11 protein-coding genes are annotated in these 12,808 nt (G+C 43.5%); 8 read left to right on the top strand and 3 right to left on the bottom strand.

Annotated features, from left to right (window positions below):
- From asnB to ABWY16_RS06110, 3 genes are all read right to left on the bottom strand, one after another.
- On the bottom strand, positions 1-1,637 hold a 1,637-nt coding region (asnB, locus tag ABWY16_RS06120), incomplete at its 3' end, for an asparagine synthase (glutamine-hydrolyzing) (protein WP_353903765.1).
- Positions 1,638-1,943: 306 nt separating this feature from the next.
- Positions 1,944-2,222: a FliH/SctL family protein gene (locus tag ABWY16_RS06115; RefSeq protein WP_353903764.1), complete on the bottom strand. Its 279-nt coding sequence runs from the start codon at positions 2,220-2,222 to the stop codon at positions 1,944-1,946.
- Between the two features lie 11 nt (positions 2,223-2,233).
- Positions 2,234-3,256 carry an RpnC/YadD family protein gene (locus ABWY16_RS06110; RefSeq protein ID WP_353903763.1) on the bottom strand — a complete coding sequence of 341 codons (1,023 nt, stop codon included), beginning with the start codon at positions 3,254-3,256 and terminating at the stop codon, positions 2,234-2,236.
- 140 nt (positions 3,257-3,396) lie between these two features.
- Between ABWY16_RS06110 and ABWY16_RS06105 the strand changes: the two genes are divergently transcribed.
- The 8 genes from ABWY16_RS06105 to ABWY16_RS06070 all read left to right on the top strand — a co-directional run bounded on the left by ABWY16_RS06105 (position 3,397) and on the right by ABWY16_RS06070 (position 12,808).
- Positions 3,397-4,353 (top strand): glycosyltransferase family 2 protein, encoded by a 957-nt coding sequence (locus ABWY16_RS06105; protein ID WP_353903762.1) that lies wholly within the window; start codon positions 3,397-3,399, stop codon positions 4,351-4,353.
- A 328-nt stretch (positions 4,354-4,681) separates the two neighbouring features.
- Positions 4,682-5,446, top strand: a complete 765-nt coding sequence (locus ABWY16_RS06100; RefSeq protein WP_353903761.1) for a polysaccharide biosynthesis/export family protein — start codon at positions 4,682-4,684, stop codon at positions 5,444-5,446.
- Between the two features lie 26 nt (positions 5,447-5,472).
- Positions 5,473-7,758, top strand: a complete 2,286-nt coding sequence (locus tag ABWY16_RS06095; RefSeq protein WP_353903760.1) for a GumC family protein — start codon at positions 5,473-5,475, stop codon at positions 7,756-7,758.
- Positions 7,759-7,881: 123 nt separating this feature from the next.
- Entirely contained in the window at positions 7,882-8,409 is a 528-nt protein-coding gene (locus ABWY16_RS06090) for a UpxY family transcription antiterminator (RefSeq protein ID WP_353903759.1), read from the top strand.
- Positions 8,410-8,419: 10 nt separating this feature from the next.
- Positions 8,420-9,376 (top strand): acyltransferase family protein, encoded by a 957-nt coding sequence (locus ABWY16_RS06085; protein ID WP_353903758.1) that lies wholly within the window; start codon positions 8,420-8,422, stop codon positions 9,374-9,376.
- The gene (locus tag ABWY16_RS06080; RefSeq protein WP_353903757.1) at positions 9,373-10,815 is read left to right on the top strand and encodes a lipopolysaccharide biosynthesis protein; all 1,443 of its coding nucleotides are present in this window, start codon (positions 9,373-9,375) and stop codon (positions 10,813-10,815) included. Before ABWY16_RS06085 ends, ABWY16_RS06080 begins: the two co-directional genes overlap by 4 nt.
- A complete protein-coding gene (locus tag ABWY16_RS06075) occupies positions 10,812-11,948 on the top strand; it encodes a DegT/DnrJ/EryC1/StrS family aminotransferase (protein ID WP_353903756.1) in 1,137 nt (378 codons plus the stop codon). Before ABWY16_RS06080 ends, ABWY16_RS06075 begins: the two co-directional genes overlap by 4 nt.
- Positions 11,945-12,808, top strand: a complete 864-nt coding sequence (locus tag ABWY16_RS06070) for a glycosyltransferase family 2 protein (RefSeq protein WP_353903755.1) — start codon at positions 11,945-11,947, stop codon at positions 12,806-12,808. The genes ABWY16_RS06075 and ABWY16_RS06070 overlap by 4 nt, the downstream gene beginning before the upstream one ends.

The raw sequence follows: 12,808 nt of genomic DNA, 5'->3' as shown, positions 1-12,808 counted from the left end.
CCTCGTTTAGGCCGGTCAAACAATGCTTTGGGGACGTGCTTTGCAAGAATATCTTTTAAGATGGATTTCTTAATGCCGTCTTTTAGAAGTAAATGATTGGGTATAGCCCTTGAAATTTCTATTAAGCCAGCATCCAGTATCGGTACCCTTAATTCCAATGAAAAGCGCATAGAGGCGCGGTCTGATTTTGTCAGCATCTCGTCTGGCAGGTTCCATAATAGATCAATGTTACTCAGGTCTTTCTCGTTTTGTAGAGGGAAATCAGCTGGGATATCCAAAATATCATCTATGGTGATGTCTTCTTTCCCAAAATGCTTTATAAGGAAGTCCTTGTTGACAACATGAGGAAGATCCCAGGGTTTCACGGACGTGGCATATACCTGATAAAAGTTGAGTAAACCGGGATTATTTATAGGGTAAATCATTTTTAAGGCCTTCTCTTTGTTCGTCAGGCGAAGTACAGAGGTAAACCAATGCCTCAAAAATTCGGGTTTGTTTTCTAAGAGGCCATTGAACCGGGTGGCAAAGGTATAACGTTCATAACCCAGAAACAATTCGTCGCCGCCATCACCCGACAAAGCTACGGTGATGCCTTGTTCTCTGGCTTTCTTGCATAGTATACTTAAGGGTAGGGAGGCAAAGTCTCCGAAAGGCTCGTCAAAGTAATAATCAAAATCCGTAATCAGCTCAAGCAAATCTTCTGGCATAAAGCTGAGGTTCTGATGATCAGTTTTTAAATGCCCGGCAACTGTTGCCGCATATCCGCTTTCGTCAAATCCCTTCTCATTAAATCCCATTGAATAAGTTTTGACAGGAACTGAAGAGGCTTTCTGCGCCAGTGCTGCAATCAGGGAGCTATCTATACCACCACTTAAAAAACAGCCTACATTTACATCAGCTACCATTTGCATTTCAACGGCATGTTGCAACTTCTCTTCAACCAATTCTAAAGCATGCTTGTAGCTGTTGATTTGATAATCTGAGTGGGTAGACTGATCTATGGCTGACCAGTATTTTGTGATTTTCACTTCGTGATTCTGGAATTCGAGGTAACTTCCTGGTGGTAATTTATAGACATTTTTATAGGCTGAATGGGGAGCGGTGATATACCCTAAAACTAAAAACTGTAAGAGTGCTTTTTCGTTTTTATGAGATAAGATGCTGGAAGGGAATACCTTTAACTCGCTTCCGAAGGCAAACACGTTATCCTTATGGTAATAGTACAACGGTTTGATCCCTATTTTATCACGGGCAACAAAAAAATGCTTTGTTCTGGTGTTGTATATGCAAAAGGCAAACATGCCGTTGAACTTTGATAGGCATTGGTTTCCCCAGCAATCGTAAGCCTTCAAAATTACTTCAGTATCAGAATGCGATTGAAAGGAATAGCCTTTTTGGAGCAACTCTTCTTTTATGGAATGGAAATTATAGATCTCTCCATTAAAGGTGATCACCAGTTCATTGAAAAGCATAGGCTGATGACCTGCATCGGTTAAATCTACTATGGCCAGCCGCCGGTGAACCAGGCAAACGTCATTTTCATGGTAAACGCCAAAGCTGTCTGGCCCCCTATGTTCCAAAACTTCTTTTGCCCTGATGATTGCAGGCATATTTACTGACCCAGCTATACCGCACATGTTTATCTAATATTAAAATGAAACAGGTTTTTATGGTGCAGCTGCTTTTTGTAGGTTTTACAGTTTGGTCATTAGTAATAATGAATTTTACCAAGCTGGCCGCCCTTAAATATAGAGGGAATATTAAGGCAACTTGTATTGTATAGTGCAGTTGTGAATACGATTGTGTATCGTGTTTGCTTGCGTAGTGATCAAATAGCTTGATGGTACGTTATTCTCCGGGGCATCAACAATTAAGTGTATATTTTCTTACTTGCTGTTACACAGTTGCCAGAAGCTACAGATTATCAAAATATATTATAAGGATCAGTTGACCTTTTCCAGCTGTTTTCTTAATCTGCGAATCAAACTATGTGACACCTCAGCAATTTTAACAATCTGCTCGTCTGATAATAGTTGCATTTGGATCATTCTCGTCACAATTGCCTCTTCAGTTTCTTTTTTGCCAAGCTGCTGCCCTTCCTGGCGTCCTTCTTTACGTCCTTCCTGTCGTCCTTCCTGTCGTCCTTCTTTACGTCCCTTTTTAAGTCCTTCCCGTAATCCCTCGAACTTTTTCTCCTCTAATATTGCCTCTTCCATAGTCATATCTTCAATATTTAGTTGATCTTTTCCAGCTGTTTTCTTAATCTGCGAACAAAGGCGGGCGGCACATCAACAATTTTGACAATCTGCTCGTCTGATAATAATTGCATTTGGATCATTCTTGTCACAATTGCCTCCTCGGTTTCTTTTCTGCCAAGCTGCTGCCCTTCCTGGCGTCCTTCCTGGCGTCCTTCCTGGCGTCCTTCTTGTCGTCCTTCCTGTCGTCCTTCTTTACGCCCCTTTTTAAGTCCTTCCCGTAATCCCTCGAACTTTTTTTCCTCTAATATTGCCTCTTCCATAGTCATATCTTCAATATTTTTAGGTGTTAACAATTGAATACTTCTCTCAAAAGTAGTATTAGTTTCTTTAATTTCAAAATCTACGTAGTAAAATAGAAATTTAATAAGATTAGACTCTTTTTCTGGGGGAAGCCTTTTTTCAAAGATCAACCTGGCTATTTGCAGCTTGCTGGCCAAAAGCTTTTCGTCATGTACAACCTTTTCTTTGTATATGCGCTTTAAAATAGTTTGCCTTGCAATGAGAACTACTAGTGCAAAAGGATTAGGATGATTCATAAGCGCATCATCATCCTGCAAAGCAATCTTATATGTATTAAATTTATATAGCAATGTAGTATTGCCACAATTGATCTTGAACACGCTGCTACGCTTTACACCAGCCGGCTCAGTAAATACTGCATAAGCCGTAATAGGTTTTCTGAATTTCTGATGCAGGCTGTGAAAGTATTGGTACATCCGCTCAGCAAAATCTTTACTGTAGCTATGCTGTACTTCCACATGAAATAAAATCCATTCTTCTGTACCGGATTTGGTGTACATTTTCACAAGTTTATCAACAATTCTTTGTTCGAACGGTCCTTCGGCTTCCGGATTAAGCTTGATTAACTCCTTGTCCAGGAAAGCCGGCTTTATATGCTCATCAATGGTAGCCGCCAGTTTAGGATCAACGAGTTGCAGGAAATCGTAAAAGAAGGGCTCCAGGATTATTTTCCATAAAAGATCGTACTGTTTTTTCATAGGCTAACTTAATCCCAAACGAAGCGCAGCTGGTAATTTATTTTAAAATAATTGTATAAACATTACACACCAATTGGGTATAAACCAGGAGGTAATGATCTGTAAATTGAGAATCAAAATCTATACTTCAGCCTCAGTTTATGTTTATATCTATTATTACACCAACCTACAATCGCGCAGCAACACTTCACCGCTGTTACGAATCATTGAGCAGACAAACATTTAAAGATTTTGAATGGATCATTGTTGATGATGGTTCTACAGATAAGACCGCGGATATAGTTGAAGCCTGGCAGCTGGAATCACCGATGACTATTCATTATTACAAAAAAACCAATGGTGGTAAACCCTCTGCAGTAAACCAGGGGGTAAAGCTGGCAAGGGCGCCGATGTGTGCCATCCTTGATTCTGATGATGCACTTTGTGACAATGGCCTGCAGGTATGTGTTGATCAATGGGATATGCTTTCGCCGCAGCTTAAAGACAAGTATTGGTGTGTATGCGCTTTAGTGGAAGATTCGGAAACAAAAGAAGTGGTGGGCGACCTGTTCCCTGCAGATCATGTGACGATTACTGGTGGAGAATTTTTATTTAAATACAAAATCACAGGAGAAAAATTTGGGCTGATGCGTACAGCATTGCTAAAAAGCAACCCATACCCCGAAGAGGAAGGATATAAATTTGTACCCGAAAGTTTTATCTGGAACAGGCTGGGGCGCCAATATCTGTATATCTGCACTAATACTGTTGTACGAACATATTACCAGTCGACAGGAGCTGCCTCAGCCAATCTGAGTGGCAAGGCAAACCGCATCCGCAATGCCAGGGGCCTGGTGATGACGGATGCAGAAGTTTTAAAAGAAGATCTGCCAGACTGGTTTCACGCGTCACCGCTGTTCTTCTTCAAAAGGGCAGCACAGCTTTCGCGTTACGGCATACATTCAGGATCCATCCTGCAACAATACAAAGGCCTTGAATCTCCGGGGGCAAAAAGCCTGCTCCTCCTCTCGGCCCCATTGGGCCTGTTACTTTATATAGGTGATAAAATGTGGTTCAAATATTATTACCTGCCCCAGAAGGCCAAAATAGGGGCCTGATAAAAAACCTTCTTTTTCAGAATATTTGGTATAACAAGATAAATCTGACGTTCCACCATCAGTACCCTGAGTAAAAGAAATAATTATGCCTGATTACTGCTTCTACAAAGGGGAAAACATTAACATGCAGGAGTGTATTTTTACTGGTCTTTTGTGTAAAAACTTCACATACATGTGAAAAAAAATGTGAAAAATACACAACTCATTAACAGTCAGATCAAACCTGTTTTTTCCAGCTCAACTAGTTAGTAAGTTTATCCTAAGGATTTGAAGGCAGCTAAATTCCAATTCTTAAAAACCGGATACAAAAGAGATTATAACTATGCATATGAAAACTATTTTACCGCTCTTGCTGACCATTATAATAGCTATTTCTGCCTGCTCTGGCAGAAGAAACCTGGTATACTTCAGTGACCTGGACCTCAAAAGTGACAAATGGAAAAACATTACTGATAACGGTGAACCGGTAATCCTCAAAAATGACGTGCTGAGCATCAGCGTAAATACCAGCAGCTCTGAATCCAATATGATCTTCGCCTCGGCACAATCAGCAGAAATGGTAAATGGGGTGTATGAAAAACAGGGGTACAGGGTAAACGGTGAGGGCAATATCAAGTTTCCTTTTCTCGGCGAAGTAACCCTCGAAGGACTGACACTCAGCCAGGCACAGGACCAGCTGGAGCGCCAGCTGATCAATTACGCCAAACACCCCATAGTAAATATGAAATTCATGAATTTCAGGGTCACCGTCATCGGTGAGGTAAACCATCCTTCAACCTTTCTGGTACCCAATGAAAAAATTAACCTGCTCGAAGCACTGGGACTGGCGGGAGACATGACGGCCTATGGAAAACGGGAAAATGTTCTGCTGATCCGCGAGGTAAACAATGTGAGAACAATGACCCGCATCAACCTCAACAGTCAGGATGTTCTGAACTCGCCCTACTTCTACCTGAAGCAAAATGATGTGATCTATGTAGAACCGGATAAAGCCAAATCATACGAAGTAAGCAAAAGCACCAAGATGATGCCGTTTGTAATTGCCGGGCTTTCTGCAATAGCAATTTTTGGTGCAACTCTGATCAGCCGTTAAAACAGAACTAATATTGGAACAAAAATATGGAAACGCTAAACTCATCTTCCAAAGCAACTGTAGGACTAATGCTCAGGTACCTGAAATACTGGCGCATATTTTTACTATCTCTTATATTATGCCTGGGATTAGCTTTCCTGTACCTGCAAACCCAGGTACCAAAGTACAGGATAACCAGCACCCTGTTATTACAGGACGATTCCAAAGACGGGGGATTGTTTAAAGGAACAGCGTTCAGCGACCTGAATTTGTTTGCAGCCACTAAAACGGTTTATGATTATATGGAAATGCTGCGTTCCAGAGATCTGATCTACAGTGTCTTAAATCAGCTTCACCTGCAGACTAAATATAGTTATGCTAATTTTATAACCACTGAGGAAGTATATGGCAGCCAGCTTCCGGTTATTGTAAATACGCTGTTTTTAGCGCCTGCAGCGTTTCAGCTGGAACTAAAGATTAAGCCCCTGAACAAAGAGAAGTACATCTTGATAGAGAACGGGAAAACCACCATATATAAATACGGTGCCGTAGTTATAAGGCCTCAGTATAAGATTACTGTGCAGCGTGGTCCTGCAGCATTCAGGGAGGGGAAACCCGTACTGATTGCATTTAGAGATCTGTATAAAACTGCACAGGCTTACAGCTCGGCCGGACTGACGGTTATGCCGGTGATCAAAGATGCAAATACAGTTGTGCTGACGCTGATTGATCCGATACCAGACAGGGGCATCGATATACTGAACACGCTGTTAAAAATGTATAACCAGGAGAACAGCAGAAGAAAAAACCAGACTGCCCTGCAAACCATAGATTTTATCAATGCCAAACTGAAAGGATTAAACGCGCACCTTACCGGTGCGGAAGAAGATATAGAAAATTATAAAATCAAAAACCGCATATCACTGCTGAACGATGATGCGCAGATGAACATCCAGAACTCTGGCGCTGCGGGACAACAACTGTCAAGCACGGATGTACAGCTAAATGTAGTCAATTCGCTAAGCAGGTACCTGAACAACAGCAAATCTACCTTTGAACTGGTGCCAAGTACGCTGGGGCTCAAAGATCCTACACTGCAGAACCTGACAGATAAATACAATAACCTGCAGGTAGAAAGGCAGCGGCTGCTCCGCAATACCAGTGAGCTGAACCCCCTGGTGGTGACCCTCACAGAACAACTGTCAGCATTGAAAAGCAGCCTCGTTGAAAACCTGAGGATGATTAAAAAAGGGCTGCTGCTGGAAAAGGAAAACTACAGGAACCAGACAGCAAAATCGGATAGCAGGCTGGGTAGCGTACCCGCACTGGAGCGCGGATTACTGGAACGCAGCAGGGAGCAGGGCGTGAAAACTACGCAATATCAGTACCTGCTGCAAAAAAGGGAAGAAACTGAGCTTTCGCTCTCGGCCACCATCCCTTCCTTTCAGATTGTGGAAAGTCCGGGTTATGATCCTAATCCAGCCTCTCCAAAAGTTCAGCTAAGCTATCTCATCAGCATCCTCGCCGGACTCAGTTTGCCGATGGGTGTTATCTACCTGAGAGAAGTAATGAACGGCAAAGTGAGGGAAACTGCAGATGCACACTATATCAACACAAAAGGCAATATCCTGGGCGAGCTTAGCCATAAAGCAATTGGAGAAGCGATAGTAGTGGAGAAGGGCAAGAGCACCAACATCTCTGAACTGTTCAGGTATATCCGCTCAAACTTACATTTTATGGATATGGAAAAGCTGAATAAAGTGATGCTGGTGACCTCAAGTTCGAAAGGGGAGGGGAAAACATTCTTTTGCATCAACCTGGGCATCACCCTGTCGCTGATTGGCAAAAAAGTAGTATTGCTGGAGTTTGACCTGCGCAAACCAGATCTGCTGACGGCTATCAGCCTGGAGCAGCCCGGGCATGGCCTGTCTGGATACCTTGCCGGACAGCACATAGAAATTGAAGAGCTCATCATGCCAGTACCTGCTTCAGAAAATCTCTCAGTGATTGGCTGCGGAAAGGTGCCTGATAACCCTTCTGAGCTGCTGGAGAGCGGGCGCCTGGAACTACTTATTGCCGAGCTCCGCCAAAGATTTGATTACATTATTATTGATTCATCACCGGTAGGCTACGTTGCCGATGCATTTACCATCGGGCAGTATGCAGATGCCAGCATCTACCTGGTGAGGTATAATTACACGAGCAAAACAGACCTGTCTATTTTCACAGAGATTGCTGAAAATAAACGGCTGAAAAACCCAATGATTGTATTTAACGACGCTAAGAAAGAGAATAAGAATATTTACAGGTACGGCCGTTACGCCTACAATTAGAATAACCAGATATAACACCTTTACCGGGTACCAATCCCCAATTTTTTCTGCACAGCAAAGCAATCATGTAAGTGAGATAGCGAAGCTGTGCCCCTCTCTCAAAATAAATTAACCGTCTTTATTATGGAATCTTGTGCACCACTTCCACAGCCTTTGCGCCGTTCATGGTTTGTCGTCTATACACGTCCCCGCTGGGAAAAGAAAATAGACGAATCATTAAAACAACAGGGAATTATCAGCTATTGCCCGCTGAGAATGATACAGAGTAAATGGGCCGACAGGCGCAAGATGGTAGCATTGCCGCTCTTCAGCTCCTATGTGTTCGTCTGCATCAATCCAAGAGAAGAACTGAAAGTAAGACAGACGCATGGTGTAATCAACTTTGTCTATTATATGGGTAAACTGGCCACGATAAAGGATGAAATCATAGAGGAGATTAAATCCTCACTTTTTTTGTTTCCTGATGCCCAGGTGATCAACCTCGCAGAACTGGCAGTGGGTACCCGCGTAAAGATTGAGCATGGCATTATGCAGGATAAAGAAGGCCATGTATTAAGAAATGAGCTGCATCATATCATCGTGGTGATTGACAGCCTCAATTGTGTGCTCACCGCAAAAGTGCCGGCTACCAATCTCCGGATTGTCAATTGAAAATAAGACCATGGTACGCATAAAAGAACTTGACGTATTCAGAGGAATTGCGGCACTGAATGTAGTGGTGTTCCACTATACCAGCAGATACCGTATGAATTTTGGGCACAACTATCCGCAATACCTGGACTGGGAACTGGGAAGATATGGGGTAGAGCTCTTTTTCATGATCAGCGGTTTTGTGATCTTCATGTCGCTGCAGGGAAATATAAGTATCGAGTCTTTCGCCAAAAAAAGGTTTGCAAGGTTATATCCGGAGTATTGGATCTGTGTGTGCCTTACTTTTCTGGTATTAAGCATTGCAGCCGACCCGGAGGTCGAAACAGTAAGTCCGCCGGTGTTGCTGCTCAATCTGACAATGGTTCAGGGAGTTTTCAACGTGAAAAGCGTTGATGGGGTATACTGGTCGCTCATCCCTGAACTGTTCTTTTATTTTACAATAGGGCTGCTCTATTACCTGGGCCAGTTTGGCAGGATCCGAATCTTTGGCGCAGTATGGCTCTCCCTGATGATCCTGAACAGCCTCTTTGCATTGCCCTTTGGTGCCTACCTGCTCAATTTGCAGTATGGTATGTTTTTCATGGCCGGGATTTTATTCTACCGGCTAAAGTTTGACAGGGGAGGCTGGCAGGAACATGCACTGATCCTGCTCAGCTTTATCGCTGCTTTGTGTTCGCATCCGGGCCTGATCCAGGTTTATGTTTATCTGCTGTTCTACCTGATATTTTATCTTTTTGTATATGGCCTGCTCAATAAAATCAGCTGGAAGCCTTTGGTCTTTCTGGGTTACGTTTCCTATCCATTGTACCTGATCCACCAGAATGTCGGATTTATATTGATGAGGACCCTGAGCAGATACCTGAGCAGTGAGCTCCTTGTTTTATTACTAACTATTTCCACCATGATTACCCTGGCCTGGCTAATCACCAGCCTGGTAAGGGCAGTCTATATCCGCCTCTATGCATGACCCTACAAACAAAAACAATAACCAGTTTATTCTGGGCATTTATCCAGCAGTTCAGTGTACAGCTGATTAGTTTCTGTATCACTATCGGACTTGCACGGATCCTGATGCCTGCAGAGTTTGGCCTGATAGCCATGCTGACCATTTTGGTTGGGATAGGCAGTACATTGCTTGATAGTGGTTTGGCCTCTTCGCTGATCCGCTCCACTGATCTTACTGAGAGAGATTTTTCAACTGTTTTCTTTTTTAACCTGGGGGGCAGCATTATCATCTACTGGATCTGTTATTTTCTGGCACCCCTGATTTCCAGGTTGTATCATCAGCCACTGCTCATTTCGATTATCAGGGTTTATACGCTGGATTTTATCATCAATGCTTTTTTTAGTGTGCAAAATGCAAGGCTGGTTAAGGACATGAATTTTAAGGCGCAGATGATGATCCAGATACCCGCGGTTTTGATTGGCGGCCTTCTGGGGATTTTTCTGGCCTTCCATGGCTACGGGGTCTGGAGCCTCGTCTGGCTGGCACTGGCCCAATCGTTTTTATCTACGGTGATGCACTGGTTTTATTCTGGCTGGGTCCCCAGTCTGGTGTTCGATAAGCAGTGTTTTAAGCGGCACTTTGGATTTGGGTACAAGATGACGCTCAGCGGTTTGCTGGATATTCTTTACAGAAATATATATGTGGTAATCATTGGCAGCTACTATTCTGTCACACAACTCGGTTTTTATAACCGGGCAGAGTCCTTTAGCCAGCTGCCGGTGAACAATATTTCGATGGTGATACACAGAGTAACTTATCCGATGTTCTCAGAAATAAGCGATGACGATGAAAAACTGAAGCGTGTATACAGGCGCATTATGCAGCAGGTAATTTTCTGGGTGGCACCCATACTGATTATTATGATCATTCTGGCCGAACCCTTATTTACCTTCCTTCTTACTGATAAATGGCTGCCTGCCGTGCCTTACTTCCAGATCTTGTGCCTGGCAGGGATCATGTACCCGCTGAATGCCTATAACCTCAATGTACTGAAAGTAAAGGGAAGGAGCGATCTGGTACTGAGGCTGGAAACCATCAAAAAATTCATCTGTCTGATAGGCATATTCTGCGCTACTTTCTTCGGCATCTACGGGCTCCTGTATTTCCAGCTGATTTTTAGTGTAGTGGCCTACTATATCAACTCAACGTATTCCAGTACGCTGATCGGCTATCCTGTGAGGGAACAGTTTCTGGACCTCTGGCCGATTTTCGCTGCGGCAATGATCGGCGGGGTAATTACCTATGTAATTGATAACCTGATAGTCGTTCCGCTCTCGCTGGGAAACCTGGGAAGGATTATAACCAGTGGATTTATCTATTGTGTGGTTTATCTGTGTACCGGCCTTCTGTTTAAGCTTATCCCAATTAACGATTTCAAAATATTGATTCTAAAAAAATGATACCTGTAACAAAACCTTACATGCCTGCGGTTCAGGATTTTGAATTGTATGTGCACAACATTTGGGAACGCCAGTGGCTAACCAATAACGGTCCTCTGGTAAATGAACTGGAACTGGAACTTAAAAAGTACCTTTCACTGGATCATTTACTGTTTGTTTCAAATGGGACAATTGCCCTGCAGCTGGCCATAAAAGCGCTGGGGCTTGAAGGAGAGATTATAACCACTCCCTTCTCGTTCGTCGCTACCTCGTCCAGCATTGTATGGCAAAACTGCAAGCCCGTCTACGTCGATATCGACGCTGAAACATTCAATATAGACCCGGGGAAAATAGAAGAAGCCATAACGCCCGCAACTTCTGCAATTGTTGCCACCCATGTATATGGGAACCCCTGCGATATTGATGCAATACAGCAGATAGCAGAGCGGTATAAACTCAAAGTCATTTATGATGGCGCACACGCGTTCGGTACTACCTATAAAAATAAGTCTGTATTTGAGTATGGTGACATCAGCACAGTGAGCTTTCACGCTACCAAACTTTTTCATACGATAGAGGGTGGGGCCGTATTTACAAAAGATCCCGAACTCTTGCGTAAAATGGCGGCCATGCGCAATTTTGGACACAGCGCCCCCGAAGAGTTTGCAGGCCTGGGTATCAACGGTAAAAACTGTGAATTCCATGCAGCAATGGGCCTCTGTAACCTCAGAAAGGTAGATGAGATCCTGGATAAACGCCGGCTGCTGTCCTTCTATTACTGGAAAACATTAGCTACGCTGCGGGCAACATATCCCAAACTGAACGCTGACCTGGATTACAACTATGCTTATTTCCCGGTGCTGTTTGAATCTGAAGACCTGATGCAAAAATGCCTGAAAGCACTGGAGAACGAAAAAATATACTGCAAAAGGTATTTCTTTCCGGCCCTGTCTACACTAAAATTCCTGGCGCCTGCAGCTATGCCTGTATGTGAGGATATTGCCAGCAGGATCCTGTGCCTGCCGCTTTACCACAGCCTGACATCAAGTGATCTTGACCTGATCACCCGGATAATCCTGAGAGTACAAACCTATGATTCGGCCCCGGTTGAGGCAACTGCCGTGGTTGACCAGACCAAAGCGCAATTGGTATGAAAAATCCTGCCGCACTACCATTGGTGAGCATATGTTGCATTACATATAATCACGCAGCATACATTGCCCAGGCACTGGACAGTTTTCTGATGCAAAAGACAAACTTTGACTATGAAATCATCATTGGGGAGGATAACTCTTCTGATGGTACCCAGGCCGTGCTCGAAAAATATGCAAAATCATATCCTGAGGACATCACAGTGGTGAACCATAATCCCAATATAGGGGCCATTGCCAATCAGATTGATACTTTTTCCCGTGCAAGGGGCAAATATATTGCCTACTGTGACGGGGATGATTTCTGGACCGACCCCTGTAAACTCCAGAAACAGGTAGATTTCCTGGAGGCCAATCCCGCTTATGTGATCTGCTGCCACCATTCAACGGTAATCAACGAGGATGGCCAGAAGATTTATGAAAAGGCGGCGCCGCATGAAATGGAATTCAGTTATATGGATTTGCTCCTGGGCATACGCGAAGAAACCAGAAGCGGTTCGCTGATGGTGAGAAACGACCATTACGTGAATGCGGTTGGCAAGCTGGACTGGTATTCACAGACCTACGGCACAGATTTGCTGTTTAAATTATACATCCTCTCTGTAACCCAGCAGAAAATATATGTAATGCCCGATGTGATGGCATGTTACAGGATACACAAAGGTGGCATCTGGAGCATGATAGACGGCAAAGTGCGCAAATCCAGGATGATCAGCGATTTCAATATAATGGTGAATAATTTCGACTATCCAACTGCTGCAAGAAGATCGCTGCTGAGGATTTACCTGCAGAAATACCTGTTGTTTGAATTGCGCTACTTAAAACTCAACAACGCTTTCACTACCCTGAGCAATCTTTTTTAA

The sequence above is a fragment of the Pedobacter sp. genome (assembly GCF_040513095.1).
GTDB lineage: Bacteria > Bacteroidota > Bacteroidia > Sphingobacteriales > Sphingobacteriaceae > Pedobacter.
Note: the sequence above shows the minus strand (reverse complement) of the source record. Positions and strands in the feature narration are given on the sequence as shown.